The organism is Streptomyces sp. SDT5-1, from assembly GCF_052245995.1.
GTDB lineage: Bacteria > Actinomycetota > Actinomycetes > Streptomycetales > Streptomycetaceae > Streptomyces.
In genome coordinates, this window is sequence record NZ_CM125963.1 from 5,488,397 (window position 1) to 5,505,419 (window position 17,023).

Genomic DNA, 17,023 nt, shown 5'->3' on the forward strand with positions numbered 1-17,023 from the left:
AATGAGCGGTCGTCCGGCCGTACGTGGTTGGATGCGAACCAGGTAGAGAACTCGGCGTCCGGGGGCACAGGCCTCGAGTATCGGCAGGCGGGAATCGTGAGGATCTTCGGCAAGGGACGGCACCGGCCCTCCGCCTCCTGGCGGCAGGCCACGGATCGCGCGTTCACGCTGATCGGCGACGGCCGGTACGAGGACGCGGGGGCGCTGCTCACCCGCGCGGCCGACCTGGAGCCCTGGCTGTCGGAGTCGTGGTTCAACCTCGCGCTGCTGCACAAGTTCCGGCACGACTGGGAGCAGGCGCGCACCACGGGCCTGCGGGCCGTCGCCCTCCTGGAGAAGGAGAGCGGGGCACCGGACTGGTGGAACGTGGGCATCGCCGCCACCGCGCTCCAGGACTGGCCGCTCGCGCGCAGGGCCTGGCAAGCGTACGGGCTGAAGGTGCCGGGCGGGGTCACCGCGGCGGGCGAGCCGACCGGCATGGACCTGGGGAGCGCCGCCGTGCGGCTCTCCCCGGAGGGCGAGGCCGAGGTGGTGTGGGGGCGCAGGCTCGACCCCGCGCGCATCGAGGTGCTCTCCATCCCGCTGCCGTCGTCCGGCCGCCGCTGGGGCGAGGTCGTGCTGCACGACGGCGTCCCGCACGGCGAGCGGACCACCGCGACCGGGCACTCGTACCCGGTCTTCGACGAGATCGAGCTGTGGGCGCCCTCGCCGGTGCCCACCTGGGTGGTGCTGCTCGAGGCCGCCACCGAGGCGGACCGGGACGCGCTGGAGCGGCTGGCCGCCGACGCGGGCTTCGCGGCGGAGGACTGGTCGTCGTCCGTGCGGCTCCTGTGCCGTACGTGCTCGGAGTCCCGGATGCCGTCCGACGAGGGCGACGGCACGCACCTCGACCCGCACGACCACAGCGAGCCGGGGCACCCCGGGCCGCTCGGGCACAGGACCGACGGGCAGCTGTGGGTGCCGGAGCGGGAGTGCGGGGTGGCCGCGCCGGCGTCCCTGGTGCGGGGGCTGCTCGACGGGTGGGTGGCGGATTCGCCCGACTCCCGTGACTGGCGTGACCTCGAAGAGGTCTGTTAGCCGAGGGCCGGGGTGCGCGGGGCGCGGCCCCCGTACCCTGTAAAGGTTCGACCCCCGTTTTTCCCAGGAAGGCTTTCGTCCCCCATGGCTCAGCAGGACACCGATCAGCAGCACGCGGCCGTGCTCCCCGTGGACGACGAGGGCTTCGTCATCGACACCGAGGACTGCGAGGCGCGGGAGGCGGCGTACCGGGAGCGCGGCACGTCGCGGCCGATCACCGTCGTCGGGAACCCGGTGCTGCACAAGGAGTGCAAGGACGTCACCGAGTTCGACGACGAGCTGGCCAAGCTCGTCGACGACATGTTCGCGAGCCAGCGCACCGCCGAGGGCGTGGGCCTCGCCGCGAACCAGATCGGCGTCGACCTGAAGGTCTTCGTGTACGACTGCCCGGACGACGACGGCGTGCGGCACACCGGTGTCGTCTGCAACCCGGTGCTGCGCGAGCTGCCCGCCGAGCAGCGCCGCCTCGACGACTCGAACGAGGGCTGCCTCTCCGTGCCGACGGCCTACGCCGAACTGGCTCGCCCCGACTACGCGGTGGTCGACGGCCGGGACGAGAAGGGCAACGCGATCACCGTGCGCGGCACCGGCTACTTCGCGCGCTGCCTCCAGCACGAGACGGACCACCTGTACGGGTACCTCTACATCGACCGCCTGTCGAAGCGGGAGCGCAAGGCCGCGCTGAAGCAGATGGACGAGGGCACGCCGCGCTACCCCGTGGTCGCCAACGCCTGAGAAACCTTCACATCTCGTCCGCATATCGACGGTTCGAGGTCCTTCGCAGTACGCGAACGGGATGCCGAGCGGCGTCCGGCTCCGGGTGACTCCCCGGCCGGGCGCCGCTTTTCCGTGCCCGCGCACACGCTGCCGTACGCCCGCGTGTGCGAACAGGATCAGCCGCACGTGATCCATATTCAGTCATCTAAGGGGACGAATCGCGTAGCGAGGGGTAGTGAGGGGAGCAAATCCGTTCCCAGATCGGTCAGTTGTAGTGCTGAATAGAAAGCGCGGGGATACGCAACGGCGCGCGCCCGGCAGTGCGGGAGGGGCGTACGCCCACACGCGGCAGAGAGGGGTTTGTACGTGCGTTATCCACAGACAGCGGTCCCAGCGGCACTGGCACTACCGGTGATCGAGGACGCGTTTCCTCGCAATCTGCATCCGTATTGGCCCAAGCTGCAGGAGACAACGCGCTCCTGGCTGCTCGAAAAACGGCTGATGTCACCGGACAGGGTCGAGAAGTACGCCGACGGCCTGTGCTACACGGACCTGATGGCCGGCTACTACCTGGAGGCTCCCGACGACGTGCTGGCCGCGATATGCGACTACAGCGCGTGGTTCTTCGCCTGGGACGACCGGCACGACCGCGATGTGATCCACGGAAGGACGGCGAGCTGGCGGCGGCTCGCCGTCCAGCTGCATGCGGCGACCGAGGCGCCCGAGCTCCACCTGGACCACCCGGACCCGCTGGTCGCGGGCTTCGCGGACAGCGTGCAGCGGCTCTACGGCTCGCTCAGCAGGACCTGGAACGCGCGCTTCGCCCGCCACTTCCACGTGGTGATCGACGCGTACGACCAGGAGTTCAGGAACCGGATCGCGGGCACGGTCCCGACGGTCGACGAGTACATCGAGCTCCGCAGGAACACGTTCGCGCACTGGATCTGGCTCGATCTCCTGGAGCCGAGCGCCGGGTACGAACTCCCCACATGGGTGCGGAAGAACGAGGCATTCACGCGCGCGGCACTCGCCTGCCAGGATTTCTCCGCCTGGTACAACGACCTGTGCTCGCTGCCCAAGGAACTCGCGGGAAACGAATTGCACAACCTCGGGATAAGCCTCATCCGGCACGAGAACTATTCGCTTGCGGAAGCGACCGAAGAAGTGCGCCGAAGGGTTCAGGGAACCATCGACGATTTCCTCGAGGCGGAGCGGGAGGTGGAACACCTCGCGGCCGTTACGGAGAACGTGGGAACGCACGGAAAGGAACTCGCGGCGGCCATTCGGCTGTGCGTCGCGAACATGCGGAACTGGTTCAGTTCCGTGTACTGGTTCCACCACGAATCCGGTCGCTATCAGGTCGACAGTTGGGACGACAGGGCAACTCCGCCCTACATCACCGACGTCGCGATGGAAAACACGGATCAAGTAGGTGAGCGCACGTGACCGTCGACTCCACGCTGCCGGCCCCCGCGCCGAGCACCGAGCCCGAGCAGCCGCCGCTCGCCCCCGGCGGCGCGCCGCTCATGGGCCACGCCTGGAACCTGCTGCGCGACCCGCTGGCCTTCCTGGCCGGGCTGCGCGACGGCGGGGACGTGGTCCGGCTGCGGCTCGGCCCGAAGACGGCGTACGCGGTGAACGATCCGGAACTGGTGGCCACGCTCCTCAAGAGCCCCGACTTCCTGGTCGGCGGCCCGCTGTGGGAAACCATGGGCGTGCTGCTCGGCAAGGGCGTGGCGACCAGCAACGGGCCGCTGCACAGGCGGCAGCGGCGGGCCGTCCAGCCCGCGTTCAGGATGGACAAGATCCATGAGTACGCGGCCGTGATGGAGCAGGAGGCGCACGCCATGGCCGCCCGGTGGGAGGACGGGCAGACCGTCGACATCGGCGCCGAGGTGTTCCGCACGGCGACCCGGATCGTGGCGCGGTCCGTGCTCAGGGTCGACTCGATCGACGAGCGGGCCGACCGGCTCAGCGCCGCGCTGCACACGGTCTTCGAGGGCCTGTACCGGCGGATGATCCTCTCCTTCGGGCCGTTGTACCGGCTGCCGCTTCCGGCCAATCGGCGATTCGAGAACGCGCTGGCCGATTTGCATCGCCTGGTCGACGAGATCATCGCCGAACGGCGGGCGCAGACGGCCTCCGGTTGCAATCCGGACGACCTGCTGGCGGCATTGCTCGACGACCGGGACGAGAATGGCGCGCCGGTCGGCGAGCAAGAGGTGCACGACCAAGTCGTGTCGCTCGTCGTGGCGGGCGCCGAGAATGTGGCGAAGACGCTGACTTGGGTCTTCCAGCTCCTGGCCGAACACCCGGACCACGAAAAGAGGTTGAGCGACGAACTGGAATCCGCCACGCGTGGTCGTCCGGTCGCTTTCGGTGACCTGAAGGAACTCGCATATATGCGGAACCTCGTCACCGAATCCATGCGAATACGGCCCGCCGTATGGATATTGACGCGGCTCGCCGCCGTCGACACCACGCTCGGTGGGTATCGCATTCCGGCCGGGGCGGACATCGTCTACAGCCCGCTCGCGATGCAGCGCGATCCGCGTGCGTTCCGTGACCACCTGACGTTCGACCCCGACCGCTGGCTGCCTGAGCGGGCCGCGGACGTGACGCCCGCGGCGCACGCGCCGTTCAGCGTGGGCAACCGCAAGTGTCCGGGGGATCACTTCAGCATGGCCGAACTGTCGCTGGTCCTGGGCGCGGTGGTGCAGAAGTGGCGGCTGTTCCCGACCCCGGGGACGAACGGCGCCGCCAGGATCGGGATCACGCTGCAGCCCAAGGACGCGCGGCTGATGGTGCAGGCGCGCGGCTGAACTCCCGGGCTAGCTCGCGAGCTTCACCCGGAAGGTCCTTCTGAAGGCGTTGGGCGTCGTGCCCAGCGCCTTCATGAACTGATGGCGCATCGCGGCGGCGTTCCCGAACCCGGCGCGCACCGCGATCGCGTCCACGGTCTCGTCGGTCCGCTCCAGCAACTCCTGCGCGAACAGCACCCGTTGACGCAGCAGCCAGCGGTACGGGGTCGTGCCGGTCTCCTGCTGGAAGCGGCGGGCGAAGGTGCGCGGCGACATGTGCGCACGCGCCGCGAGCTCCTCCACGGTGACGGGCTCGTCCAGGTGCCGCTCCATCCAGCCCAGGACGTCGCCGACCGTGTCGCAGCGCGTCGGGGGCAGCGGCCGCTCCACGTACTGGGCCTGCCCGCCGTCCCGGTGGGGTGGTACGACCATGCGGCGTGCGATGGCGTTCGCGACCTCGGCGCCGTGCTCGGTCCGCACGATGTGCAGGCAGGCGTCGATGCCCGCGGCCGTGCCCGCGGAGGTGATGACCTGCCCCTCGTCGACGTACAGCACGTCGGGGTCGACGCGGGTGCGCGGGAACTGGATCGCCAGCTCGCGCTCGTACCGCCAGTGCACCGCGCACCGCCGCCCGTCGAGCAGCCCCGCGGCGCCGAGCACGAACACGCCCGAGCACACGCTGAGGACGCGCGCGCCCCGGTCGACGGCCCGCCGCAGGGCGTCGAGCAGCTCGGGCGGATAGCCCTCCCGCGGCCGGTCGGCGGCGGGTACGGCGATGAGGTCCGCCTCCTCCAGGCGTTCGAGCCCGTACGGGGTGGAGACGGTCATGCCCGGCACATGGGTGCCGAGCGTCGGACCCGCGGCGGAGGCCACCGCGAAGTCGTACACGGGAAGCCCGGCCTCGCTGCGGTCGAGGCCGAACACCTCGCACACGACGCCGAGTTCGAAGGGGTGCACGCCGTCGAGCAGCACCGCGGCCACGTTGTTCAGCATGCCTGCCAGTGTGCCGCACAACTGGCAGTAATTCGAGGGTTGATGACAGTCCTGCCACTGCCGCCCGCCCCCGAACCGGCGGACAGTGGAGGACATGACCACAGCGATGAACTACCTCGCCGTCCTCTTCGTCTTCCTCCTCCTGGCCTCCCCGTCCCTGTACGGGATGGCCCACGACCGCCGCATCGACCGCCAGCTCCGCGCGGCGGGCCGGGACGCCGAACGCCCGTCCCGTCGCGCGGAGTTCACCGAAGCCGCCTAGAAGTCCTCGTCGAAGCCGACCGAGCCCTCGACCGCCACCTGGTAGGCGGACGGGCGGCGTTCGAAGAAGTTGGTGAGCTCCTGGACGCCCTGGAGCTCCATGAAGGAGAACGGGTTCTCCGAGCCGTAGAGCGGGGCGAAGCCGAGGCGCTGGAGGCGCTGGTCCGCGACGCACTCCAGGTACTGGCGCATCGAGTCGGTGTTCATGCCGGGCAGGCCCTCGCCGCACAGGTCGCGGGCGAACTGGAGCTCGGCCTCGACCGCCTCGCTCAGCATGTCCGTGACCTGCGTGCGCAGCGCGTCGTCGAAGAGCTCCGGCTCCTCCTTGCGGACCGTGTCCACCACGTCGAAGGCGAACGACATGTGCATCGTCTCGTCGCGGAACACCCAGTTGGTGCCGGTGGCCAGGCCGTGCAGGAGGCCGCGGCTGCGGAACCAGTAGACGTAGGCGAACGCGCCGTAGAAGAACAGGCCCTCGATGCACGCCGCGAAGCAGATCAGGTTGAGGAGGAAGCGGCGGCGGTCCGCCTGGCTCTCCAGGCGGTCGATCTCCTCGACCGAGTCCATCCACTTGAAGCAGAACTCGGCCTTCTCGCGGATGGACGGGATGTTCTCGACGGCGGCGAAGGCCGCCGCGCGGTCCTCGTGGTCGGGGAGATAGGTGTCCAGGAGCGTCAGATAGAACTGGACGTGCACGGCCTCCTCGAACAGCTGGCGCGAGAGGTACAGGCGCGCCTCGGGGGAGTTGATGTGCTTGTAGAGGGTGAGGACCAGGTTGTTCGCCACGATCGAGTCGCCCGTCGCGAAGAACGCGACCAGGCGGCCGATCATGTGCTGCTCGCCCGGCGACAGCTTCGCGAGGTCGGCGACGTCCGAGTGGAGGTCGACCTCCTCGACCGTCCACGTGTTCTTGATCGCGTCGCGGTAGCGCTCGTAGAAGTCCGGGTAGCGCATGGGGCGCAGGGTCAGTTCGAAGCCCGGGTCGAGCAGGTTCTTCTCAGTGGTCTCGGGAGAGGTGGTCATTACTGGCAGGCCTCGCAGGACTCGGGGTTTTCCAGGGAGCAGGCGACGGCGTCGGGCTCCGCCGGCTGGACGCGGGCGGCGGCCCGCGCGATGCGCGTCGCGGGGCGCGAGCGCAGGTAGTACGTCGTCTTCAGGCCCGACTTCCAGGCGTACGCGTACATCGAGGAGAGCTTGCCGATGGTCGGCGTCTCCATGAAGAGGTTCAGGGACTGGGCCTGGTCGAGGAACGGGGTGCGCGCCGCCGCCATGTCGATGAGGCCGCGCTGCGGGATCTCCCACGCCGTGCGGTACAGCGCCCGGACCTCGTCGGGGATCCAGGTGAAGCCCTGCACCGAGCCGTTGGACTCGCGCAGCGCCTCGCGGGTCTGCGCGTCCCACACGCCGAGCGCCTTGAGCTCGTCGATCAGGTACCCGTTGATCTGGAGGAACTCGCCGGACAGCGTCTCCCGCTTGAACAGGTTGGAGACCTGCGGCTCGATGCACTCGTAGACGCCGGCGATCGAGGCGATCGTGGCGGTCGGCGCGATGGCGAGGAGCAGCGAGTTGCGCATGCCGACGTCGGCGATACGTTCCCGCAGCGCCGCCCAGCGCTCCGGCCACGTCAGCTGTACGTCGTAGTGGTCGGGGTGCAGCACACCGCGCGCCGTACGGGTCTTCTCCCAGGCGGGCAGCGGGCCATTGCGCTCGGCGAGGTCGGCCGACGCCTCGTACGCGGCGAGCATGATGCGCTCCTGGATCCGCGTGGACAGGGCCTTCGCCTCGGCCGAGTCGAACGGCAGCCGCAGCTTGAAGAAGACGTCCTGGAGGCCCATGGCGCCCAGGCCCACCGGCCGCCAGCGCGCGTTGGAGCGGCCCGCCTGGTCGGTCGGGTAGAAGTTGATGTCGACGACGCGGTCGAGGAACGTGACGGCCGTGCGGACCGTCTCGTCGAGCCGCTCCCAGTCGATGCCGCCGTCGGCGACGAAGGCGCCGAGGTTCACGGACCCGAGGTTGCAGACGGCCGTCTCGCCGTCGTCCGTCACCTCCAGGATCTCCGTGCAGAGGTTCGACGAGTGGACCGTGTGACCGGGCTCGGCCGTCTGGTTGGCGGTGCGGTTGGCGGCGTCCTTGAAGGTCAGCCAGCCGTTGCCGGTCTGCGCGAGGGTGCGCATCATCCGGCCGTACAGATCGCGGGCGGGCACCGTCCGCTGCGCCTTCCCCTCGGCCTCGGCCCTGCGGTACGCGGCGTCGAACTCCGCGCCCCACAGGTCGACGAGCTCGGGCACGTCGGCGGGGGAGAACAGCGACCACGGCTCGTCCGCGTTCACGCGGCGCATGAACTCGTCCGGGATCCAGTGGGCCAGGTTGAGGTTGTGGGTGCGGCGCGCGTCCTCGCCGGTGTTGTCGCGCAGCTCCAGGAACTCCTCGATGTCGGAGTGCCAGGTCTCCAGGTAGACCGCCGCCGCGCCCTTGCGGCGGCCGCCCTGGTTCACCGCCGCCACCGACGCGTCGAGCGTCTTCAGGAACGGCACGATGCCGTTGGAGTGCCCGTTCGTGCCGCGGATCAGCGAACCGCGGCTGCGGACGCGGGAGTACGAGAGGCCGATGCCGCCCGCGTGCTTCGAGAGCCGGGCGACCTGGTGGTACCGGTCGTAGATCGAGTCGAGCTCGTCCAGCGGCGAGTCGAGCAGGTAGCAGCTCGACATCTGGGGGTGCCGGGTGCCGGAGTTGAAGAGGGTGGGGGAGGAGGGCAGATAGTCCAGGCGGCTCATCAGGCCGTACAGCGACCCCACCTCCTCCAGGGCGCGCACGGAGTCGTCCTCGGCGAGCCCCGCGGCCACGCGCAGCATGAAGTGCTGCGGGGTCTCGATGACGTGCCGGGTGATCGGGTGGCGCAGCAGATAGCGGCTGTGCAGGGTGCGCAGGCCGAAGTAGCCGAAGCGGTCGTCGCCCGCGGTGTCGATCAGCGCGTCGAGGCGCGCCGCGTGCACCCGGACGAACTCGGCGGTGCGGTCCGCGATCAGGCCCTCGCGGTGGCCGACCGCGACCGACTCGGTGAAGGACGTGACGCCCTGCGAGGCGGCCTCGGCGGCGATGGAACGGGTGAGCAGGCGGGCGGCGAGCCGGGAGTAGTCCGGGTCCTCGGAGATCAGACCGGCCGCGGCCTCCGTGGCGAGATCGCGCAGCTCCGCGGTGACTGCCCCGGCGGAGCCCCGCGCCGAACGGCCGCGCAGCGCGGCGGCGGCGACTCTGCCGGGGTCGGCGTCGGGGAGGTCGGCGGTCAGCTCGGTCAGGGTGCGCAGCAGGGCTGCACCCGGGCCGTCCTCGGGGGTGGCTGAGACCGGTTCGGCGGGCGGCGCGATGGTCACGTGGAGGCTCTCCCTCGCTCGGCTCGGGGCCTGCGGGGAGGAGGTGGCAGCGCGGGCGCACGGGCCCTCGTCCACCGGCCCTTTCCGCGAGGCCCGGACGTCGTCGACGCCCGGGCCGGGCGGCTCGGGCGTACCGTCGGCAGGTCATCGGACTCGCGCGGGCGTTTTTGTACGCCTACGCACACCGTTGCGGGACAGTTCCGGATTCGCACCGGATTCCCCTGCGGCGACAGCGAGAGCGAGCATACATGTTGTGTCGGGCTTTCGCGTCAGCCCCATATGTTGTGTCGGCGCGGCCCGGAGGCCGGACCGGCTAGAGCCTCAACTCGTACGCCCGCAGCGTCACTTCCGGGATCGGGTCCCAGTCGCGGTCCGGGATCCGGGTGAAGCCGAGGCGTTCGTAGAGCCGGTGCGAGGCCGTCGCCACGGGCTGCGTGCACAGCACCACGGCCTTCTTCCCGGCCGCCCGCGCCCGCTCGACCACGGCCCGCACGAGCGCCTCGCCGACGCCCTTGCCGCGCGCCTCGACCGCCACCGCGAGCATCCGGAACTCGGCCTCGCCGGGCCGTGACACCTCCGCGTACGGGTGGTCGTGCGTGGGGACGTACGTGACGCCGCCGAGGATGCGGCCCTCAGGGCCCTCGGCGACGAGCACCTCGGCCTGCTGCGCGCGCTTCTCGACGTCGCGCAGCTGGGCGGCGTACCAGTCGTTCTCGCCGTCCGCGAGGAGCCCGCTGCCGAGGTAGGCGCGGGCGATCAACTCACCGAGGTCGGCGTACTCTTCGGGGCGCACAGTTCTGATCACGTCGTCATGGTTACGTGACGTGCGGCGGTGCCCGCAATGCTTTCCCGGAAACGCGTCGGGCCCCTCCGCGACGGAGGGGCCCGACACCTGTACCGGTAACCGCGTGACTAGTGTCCTGAGCCCGCGCCGACGGTCGGCAGGTCGACCTGGACGCCCTTGTCGCCCGCGTCCGCCGTGTAGTCCGCGGGGGACGTCTCGTCGACGCCGTCCGGGGCCTTCACGGCCTTCAGGACGAAGGTCAGGACGACCGTGACGAGGACGTTGAGGACGAACGCCGTCATGCCGATGTAGCCGATCTGGCCGATCCCGGGGATCTCCGCCGAGGAGCCGCCGAAGTGGGCCTGCGTCGGCGAGGCCACCCCGTACGCGGCGAGAGTGCCGTAGACCATGCCGACCGCCCAGCCGGCGAGCAGCGCCCAGCGGTGGAACCAGCGCGTGAACAGGCCGCCGACCAGGGCCGGGAAGGTCTGCAGGATCCAGATGCCGCCGAGGAGCTGGAAGTTGATCGCGACCGTCTTGTCCATCGTGAGGACGAAGGCGAGCGCGCCCACCTTCACCAGCAGCGAGACCAGCTTGGAGACCTTGGTCTCCTGCTCGGGCGTCGCGTCCGGCTTGAGGAAGTCCTTGTAGATGTTGCGCGTGAACAGGTTCGCCGCGGCGATGGACATGATGGCCGCGGGGACGAGCGCGCCGATGCCGATGGCCGCGAACGCCACGCCGGTGAACCAGTCGGGGAACATGTCCTCGAACAGCTGCGGGATCGCCAACTGGCCGTTCTGCACCTTGATCCCGGCGGCGATCGCCATGAACCCGAGCAGCGCCAGCAGGCCCAGCATCAGCGAGTACAGCGGCAGGATCGTGGTGTTGCGGCGGATCACCTCGCGGCTCTTCGAGGAGAGCGTCGCGGTGATCGAGTGCGGGTACATGAACAGCGCCAGGGCGGAGCCGAGCGCGAGCGTCGCGTACGTCCACGTGCCCGAGGAGCCCGGCGCGAGTCCGGCGACCGGCTTGCCCGCCGCCTCGTTCGCGGCGTCGAACTTGTCGCTCGCCGCGGCGAAGATGTGCTCGAAGCCGCCCAGCTTGATCGGGATGTAGATGATGGCCACCGCGATCACGATGTAGATCAGGGTGTCCTTGACGAACGCGATCAGCGCGGGGGCGCGGAGTCCGGACGAGTACGTGTACGCGGCCAGCACGCCGAAGGCGATCAGCAGCGGCAGGTCCTTGATGAACCAGTTGGTGTTCTCGCCGCCGCCGACGCCCATCACGTCGAGCACGGCCTGGATGCCGACCAGCTGGAGCGCGATGTACGGCATCGTGGCGAGGATGCCGGTGACCGCGACCGCGAGCGAGAGGCCCTTCGAGCCGAAGCGCCCGCGCACGAAGTCCGAGGTCGTCACGTACCCGTGCTTGTGCGAGACCGACCACAGGCGCGGCAGGAACGTGAAGATCAGCGGATACACCAGGATCGTGTACGGCACCGCGAAGAAGCCGGAGGCGCCGGCCGCGTAGATCGCCGCGGGGACGGCGACGAAGGTGTACGCGGTGTAGAGGTCGCCGCCGAGCAGGAACCAGGTGATCCAGGTGCCGAACGAGCGGCCGCCCAGGCCCCATTCGTCGAGCGAGGCCTCGTTCTCGGCCCGACGCCAGCGCGCGGCGAGGAAGCCCATGACCGTGACGGCCACGAAGAAGAAGATGAAGACGGTGAGCGCGACACCGTTGACGCCGTCGTTCACGCGCCCGCCCCTTCCGAAGTGGCCGAAGTGGCCTTACGGGCACGCTGATCGCGCTGCCACAGCTTGTACGCGAGCATCGTGAGCGCGGTCGAGATGAGCACCCAGAGCATCTGGTACCAGTAGAAGAACGGAATGCCGATCAGGGTCGGGTCGACCTTGGCGTACGAACCGACCCAGAGCATCGCGACGAACGGTGCGACCAGACAGAGAGCAATGATCACGCGGACCGGCGTGACCACCGGTTGTTTCACTTCAGGCGCATCGGACATTTCGCGGTTCCGTCCCCTCGCTGAGCAGAGATCCCACTTATCTCGTGTTTAACGCCCGGGAAATCTAAGCGAGAGTCTTGATCTATGGAACCCCCGTCCGGATAACGGACGAGCCACGAACCCCGCTCAGCAGCAGCGGAAGCCCTGTCGCGGATCCGATTCCTGGCGGTCCATCCGTATGCGCTCGAACTCGCGGCGGGAGGGCACGGGCGCCTCCGGGTGGGTCTGCCCGAGGTGCGCCACGTACCGCTCGTACGCGCTCTCGTCCGTCAGTTCGCGCACGAACCAGCGCACGTACCTAGCCACCCGTAGCACTGCTGACGCCGGCATCGCGCGCCTCCGCCTTCTCCTGTCGACTGGGGATGAGCCCGGCCGGTGCGACCAGCGTGGACTCCACGTACGGCGCCTCGCTCAGCTTCGACGCCGCGGGGTTCCTTACGTGCTTCACGCATACCCGCAGCGCGTCCAGGACCACCACGACGATGAGGAGCGCGAGGGCGGCCGAGAGGACGCCGTCCACCGTGGAGTTGGTGACCACGGTGTGCATGTCGTCCATGGTCTTGGCGGGCGGCAGGATCTTCCCGGCGTCGATCGCGTCCTGGTAGTTCGAGCGCTGCTGGAAGAAGCCGACGCGCGGGTCGGAGGAGAACACCTTCTGCCAGCTCGCGGTCAGTGTCACGACGGTGTCCCAGATCAGCGGGACGCCGGTGATCCAGGCCCACTTGAGCCGCCCCGACTTCACGAGCAGCGTCGTGCAGACGGCGAGGGCGACCGCGGCGAGCAGCTGGTTGGAGATGCCGAAGATCGGGAAGAGCTGGTTGATCCCGCCGAGCGGCTCGTGCACGCCGACCCACAGGAAGTAGCCCCACAGTCCGACGACGACGGCGCTGGTGAGGATCAGGCCCGGCTTCCAGCTGATGTTCCGGAACGGCTTGTAGACGTTGCCGAGCATGTCCTGGAGCATGAAGCGGCCCACGCGGGTGCCGGCGTCGAGCGCGGTCAGGATGAACAGCGCCTCGAACATGATCGCGAAGTGGTACCAGAAGGCCCGCAGGCCGCCGCCCGTCACCTGGGAGAAGATCTCGGACACGCCGACGGCGAGCGTCGGCGCGCCGCCCGTACGGGACAGCAGGCTGGACTCCTCGACGTTCTTCGCGGCCTGCGCGAGGTCCGCGGGTGAGATCGAGTAGCCGAAGTTCGCGACGGCCTGGGACGCGGACTGCACGCTGTCGCCGATGACCCCGGCGGGCGCGTTCATCGCGAAGTACAGGCCCGGATCGATGATCGAGGCGGCGACCAGCGCCATCACGGCGACGGACGACTCCATGAGCATGGAGCCGTAGCCGATCATCCGGACCTGCGTCTCCTTCTGGATCATCTTCGGCGTGGTGCCGGAGGAGATCAGGGCGTGGAAGCCGGAGAGCGCGCCGCACGCGATGGTGATGAACACGAACGGGAACAGCGAGCCCGCGAAGACCGGGCCGTCGCCGCGCGAGGCGAAGTCGGTGACCGCGTCCATCTTCATGGTCGGCAGCGCGACGACGACGCCGATGGCGAGCAGCGCGATGGTGCCGAGCTTCATGAACGTCGACAGGTAGTCGCGCGGCGCGAGCAGCATCCACACCGGCAGGACCGAGGCCACGAACCCGTAGATCACCATCCAGATCACGAGCGTCGACGGCGCGAGCGTGAACGTGTCGGCCCAGGAGGACTCGGCGACCCAGCGGCCCGCGATCAGTGCGATCAGCAGCAGCGCGACGCCGATGAGCGAGACCTCCGAGACCCGCCCCGGCCGCAGTACGCGCAGGTAGAAACCCATCAGCAGGGCGATCGGGATGGTCATCGCGATGGAGAAGGTGCCCCACGGCGACTCGGCCAGCGCGTTCACCACGACCAGGGCGAGCACGCCGAGCAGGATGATCATGATGGCGAAGGCGGCCACCAGCGCGGCGGCCCCGCCGAACGGGCCGATCTCCTCGCGCGCCATCTGCCCGAGCGAACGCCCGTCGCGCCGCGTCGAGAAGAACAGCACGACCATGTCCTGCACGGCGCCCGCGAAGATCACGCCGACGATGATCCAGATGGTGCCGGGCAGGTATCCCATCTGCGCCGCGAGCACGGGCCCGACCAGCGGCCCTGCCCCGGCGATCGCCGCGAAGTGGTGGCCGAGCAGCACGCGCCGGTCGGTGGGGTGGAAGTCGATGCCGTTGTTGAGCCGCTCGGCGGGCGTGGCCCGCTTCGCATCGACCTTCAGCACCTTGTACGCGATGAACTTCGCGTAGAAGCGGTAGGCGATGGCGTACGACCCGAGGGCCGCGGCCACCATCCACGCGGCGGAGACGTCCTCGCCGCGGGAGAGCGCCAGTACGGACCAGCCTGCCGCGCCCACGAGGGCGACGGCGGTCCACAGGATGATGGTTCCAGGAGAAGCGGTACGCACCGGTGGGTCCTCCCCGTCCATGCGACGACGGGAGGACCGTAAGCCAGAGGGTGTGAGCTGCGCTACACCGCGTGCGGGAAAGCGTCTACTCCGTTACCGGGCAGGGCGGTTGAGCTAGTCGGCCGGCCGCTTCAGGCGTGCGACGAACTTGTAGCGGTCCCCGCGGTACACCGAGCGCACCCACTCCACCGGGTTGCCCGAGCCGTCGATCGAGTGGCGGGAGAGCATCAGCATCGGCAGGCCCACGTCGGTGCCGAGCAGGCCGGCCTCGCGCGGCGTCGCGAGCGAGGTCTCGATGGTCTCCTCGGCCTCGGCGAGGTGCACGTCGTAGACCTCGGCGAGCGCCGTGTAGAGGGAGGTGTACTTGGCGAGGCTGCGGCGCAGCGCGGGGAAGCGCTTCGCCGACAGGTGCGTGGTCTCGATCGCCATCGGCTCGCCGCTCGCCAGGCGGAGCCGCTCGATGCGCAGGACCCGGCCGCCGGGGGAGATGTCGAGGAGCTGCGCGAGGGTGTCGTCGGCCGTCACGTACCCGATGTCGAGCAGCTGCGAGGTCGGCTCCAGGCCCTGTGCCCGCATGTCCTCGGTGTACGAGGTGAGTTGGAGCGCCTGCGAGACCTTGGGCTTGGCGACGAAGGTGCCCTTGCCCTGGATGCGCTCGAGCCGGCCCTCGACGACGAGCTCCTGGAGGGCCTGGCGGACGGTGGTGCGGGAGGTGTCGAACTCGGAGGCGAGCGTGCGCTCGGGCGGCACGGGGGTGCCGGGCGGCAGCGTCTCCGTCATGTCGAGCAGATGCTTCTTCAGGCGGTAGTACTTGGGCACGCGTGCGGTGCGGACGGGCGCCCCGCTCTCGTTCTCCGCACTGCTGACGTCGGTGCTCATGCTCCGCCTTCCCGGCTCCGGTGCCCACGCGACTCCGTGACCCCTCCTTATACCGCCCGGTGGGCGTCTGGTCTAGTCCACCCGCCGGAGCGCGGCGGGAGGCCTCAACACCCTTGCGCTGTCCGGTGGATGCGGGGCGGGTGTCGTTCCGATAACGGACGCGGAGACCTTTCTCGGCCACCCTTGACAGCCCTATTGGTCTGGGCCAAGCTCCCCGTACTGGTCTACACCATTAATGATCAGGTCCCAGTCCCATCAGCCGGATCCGCGTACGCAGACGCGTGCTCGCCGTATGTCATCGCTGTGGGTGGGGGGTTGCAGGCATCCCTGAGGAGGGTGACATGAAGCGCAAGCTCATAGCGGCTGTCGGTGTCGCGGCCATGATGTCCGCGGTCGCGGCGTGCGGGGGCGACGGCGGCAGCGACGCCGGCAAGGACCCGAAGGACCGCACCGGCGCCGTCACGGTCTGGCTGATGGTCGACGCGCAGAGCACCTGGCCCGAGCTGGTCAAGGACGTCAACGCCCAGTTCAAGAAGAAGTACCCGAAGGTCAAGGTCAACGTCTCGTACCAGCAGTGGGCGGACAAGGCCAAGAAGCTCGACACCGCCCTGGGCGGCGACAAGTTCCCTGACGTCGTCGAGCTCGGCAACACCGAGACCATGCAGTACATCCTCAACGGGGCGCTCGCCGAGATCGACCCGAAGAAGTACGACAACAGCGACACCTGGATCAAGGGCCTCAAGGACACCTGCTCCTTCGAGGGCAAGATGTACTGCGTCCCCTACTACTCCAGCGCGCGCGTCGCCATCTACAACAAGGACCTGCTGAAGTCGGCCACCGGCTCCGCCGAGCTGCCCACCGACGAGACGGCCTTCCTCAAGGCGATGAACAAGGAGACCGCGAAGCAGGGCGCCAAGGACAAGCGCTTCTCCTCGCTCTACCTGCCGGGCCGCTACTGGTACGCCGCCATGTCCTACGTCCAGGCGTACGGCGGTCAGATCGCCACGTACGACGACGGCACCAAGAAGTGGCAGGGCTCCCTCTCCGACCCCAAGTCGCAGAAGGGCATCCAGCACTTCATCGACCTGGTGAAGAAGTACAACAAGGGCGACATCACCAAGGACGAGCAGGACCACGCCAACGTCATGGCCAACGAGAAGGCCGGCGTCCTGTACGGCAACGGCTGGGAGGCCGGCTCCGTCGTCGACGGCAAGGCCAACGGCAACCCGAAGCTCAAGGACAAGATCGCCGTCGCCTCCATGCCCGGCCCGAACGGCAAGACCCTGCCGTCCTTCGTCGGCGGCTCCGACCTCGCCGTCACGCAGAAGTCGAAGAACGCGGACCTCGCCGAGGACTGGATCTCCATGTTCACGAGCGAGAAGTCCCAGTCCGTCCTCACCTCCAAGAACGTGCTGCCGAGCAACACCAAGCAGCTGCAGCCGCTGAAGGAGAAGAAGGAGACCGAGGCGGCGGCGAACGCGGTGGAGAGCGCCTGGTTCACGCCGATCGCCCCGGGCTGGACCGCGATCGAGAAGGAGGAGGTCCTGAAGAACATGCTGCTCGACATCCTCAAGGGCAAGTCCGTCGCCGCGGCCACCAAGGCGGCCGACGCGAAGATCGACGAGCTGATCAACAAGGAGTCCTGAGCCTTCGGGGCTCCGGAGCGAGGGGCGG

The 17,023-nt window shown here is 69.1% G+C and carries 15 protein-coding genes and 1 riboswitch; of the genes, 6 read left to right on the forward strand and 9 right to left on the reverse strand.

Annotation, left to right across the window (positions count from 1 at the left end; translation table 11 throughout):
• Positions 1-96 precede the first annotated feature (96 nt).
• The 4 genes from ACTWJ8_RS25450 to ACTWJ8_RS25465 all read left to right on the forward strand — a co-directional run bounded on the left by ACTWJ8_RS25450 (position 97) and on the right by ACTWJ8_RS25465 (position 4,616).
• Entirely contained in the window at positions 97-1,077 is a 981-nt protein-coding gene (locus tag ACTWJ8_RS25450) for a tetratricopeptide repeat protein (RefSeq protein ID WP_356374054.1), read from the forward strand.
• 84 nt (positions 1,078-1,161) lie between these two features.
• On the forward strand, positions 1,162-1,812 hold the full coding sequence (gene def, locus ACTWJ8_RS25455) for a peptide deformylase (RefSeq protein ID WP_356374052.1): 651 nt from the start codon (positions 1,162-1,164) through the stop codon (positions 1,810-1,812).
• Between the two features lie 342 nt (positions 1,813-2,154).
• Positions 2,155-3,240: a terpene synthase family protein gene (locus ACTWJ8_RS25460; protein WP_443260362.1), complete on the forward strand. Its 1,086-nt coding sequence runs from the start codon at positions 2,155-2,157 to the stop codon at positions 3,238-3,240.
• The gene (locus tag ACTWJ8_RS25465; RefSeq protein ID WP_443260363.1) at positions 3,237-4,616 is read left to right on the forward strand and encodes a bifunctional albaflavenone monooxygenase/terpene synthase; all 1,380 of its coding nucleotides are present in this window, start codon (positions 3,237-3,239) and stop codon (positions 4,614-4,616) included. The genes ACTWJ8_RS25460 and ACTWJ8_RS25465 overlap by 4 nt, the downstream gene beginning before the upstream one ends.
• Before the next feature lie 9 nt (positions 4,617-4,625).
• Here ACTWJ8_RS25465 and ACTWJ8_RS25470 read toward each other — a convergent pair whose 3' ends face one another.
• A complete protein-coding gene (locus ACTWJ8_RS25470) occupies positions 4,626-5,588 on the reverse strand; it encodes a helix-turn-helix domain-containing protein (protein ID WP_356374046.1) in 963 nt (320 codons plus the stop codon).
• Positions 5,589-5,682: 94 nt separating this feature from the next.
• On the opposite strand from ACTWJ8_RS25470, the gene ACTWJ8_RS25475 reads away from it, so the two are divergent.
• Positions 5,683-5,850, forward strand: a complete 168-nt coding sequence (locus ACTWJ8_RS25475) for a hypothetical protein (protein WP_356374044.1) — start codon at positions 5,683-5,685, stop codon at positions 5,848-5,850.
• On the opposite strand, the gene ACTWJ8_RS25480 is transcribed toward ACTWJ8_RS25475, so the two are convergent.
• The 8 genes from ACTWJ8_RS25480 to ACTWJ8_RS25515 form a co-directional block, all read right to left on the reverse strand.
• Positions 5,847-6,872 carry a ribonucleotide-diphosphate reductase subunit beta gene (locus tag ACTWJ8_RS25480; protein ID WP_443260364.1) on the reverse strand — a complete coding sequence of 342 codons (1,026 nt, stop codon included), beginning with the start codon at positions 6,870-6,872 and terminating at the stop codon, positions 5,847-5,849. The two genes, ACTWJ8_RS25475 and ACTWJ8_RS25480, sit on opposite strands and share 4 nt — an antisense overlap.
• The gene (locus ACTWJ8_RS25485; protein ID WP_443260365.1) at positions 6,872-9,220 is read right to left on the reverse strand and encodes a ribonucleoside-diphosphate reductase subunit alpha; all 2,349 of its coding nucleotides are present in this window, start codon (positions 9,218-9,220) and stop codon (positions 6,872-6,874) included. Before ACTWJ8_RS25485 ends, ACTWJ8_RS25480 begins: the two co-directional genes overlap by 1 nt.
• 121 nt (positions 9,221-9,341) lie before the next feature.
• Positions 9,342-9,472: riboswitch (cobalamin riboswitch) on the reverse strand.
• Positions 9,473-9,533: 61 nt separating this feature from the next.
• Positions 9,534-10,025 carry a GNAT family N-acetyltransferase gene (locus ACTWJ8_RS25490; RefSeq protein ID WP_356374038.1) on the reverse strand — a complete coding sequence of 164 codons (492 nt, stop codon included), beginning with the start codon at positions 10,023-10,025 and terminating at the stop codon, positions 9,534-9,536.
• Positions 10,026-10,132: 107 nt separating this feature from the next.
• Positions 10,133-11,761: a monocarboxylate uptake permease MctP gene (mctP, locus tag ACTWJ8_RS25495; protein WP_356374037.1), complete on the reverse strand. Its 1,629-nt coding sequence runs from the start codon at positions 11,759-11,761 to the stop codon at positions 10,133-10,135.
• Complete coding sequence (locus ACTWJ8_RS25500; RefSeq protein ID WP_443260366.1) at positions 11,758-12,030, reverse strand: DUF3311 domain-containing protein; 273 nt, start codon at positions 12,028-12,030, stop codon at positions 11,758-11,760. The genes mctP and ACTWJ8_RS25500 overlap by 4 nt, the downstream gene beginning before the upstream one ends.
• Before the next feature lie 126 nt (positions 12,031-12,156).
• Entirely contained in the window at positions 12,157-12,360 is a 204-nt protein-coding gene (locus ACTWJ8_RS25505) for a YbdD/YjiX family protein (protein WP_443260367.1), read from the reverse strand.
• The gene (locus ACTWJ8_RS25510) at positions 12,329-14,470 is read right to left on the reverse strand and encodes a carbon starvation CstA family protein (RefSeq protein WP_443260368.1); all 2,142 of its coding nucleotides are present in this window, start codon (positions 14,468-14,470) and stop codon (positions 12,329-12,331) included. The genes ACTWJ8_RS25505 and ACTWJ8_RS25510 overlap by 32 nt, the downstream gene beginning before the upstream one ends.
• Positions 14,471-14,584: 114 nt before the next feature.
• A complete protein-coding gene (locus ACTWJ8_RS25515) occupies positions 14,585-15,349 on the reverse strand; it encodes a GntR family transcriptional regulator (RefSeq protein ID WP_356374031.1) in 765 nt (254 codons plus the stop codon).
• A gap of 341 nt (positions 15,350-15,690) precedes the next feature.
• Here ACTWJ8_RS25515 and ACTWJ8_RS25520 point away from each other — a divergent pair, with 341 nt between their 5' ends.
• Positions 15,691-16,995 carry an extracellular solute-binding protein gene (locus tag ACTWJ8_RS25520; RefSeq protein ID WP_443260369.1) on the forward strand — a complete coding sequence of 435 codons (1,305 nt, stop codon included), beginning with the start codon at positions 15,691-15,693 and terminating at the stop codon, positions 16,993-16,995.
• The last annotated feature ends 28 nt before the right edge of the window (positions 16,996-17,023 follow it).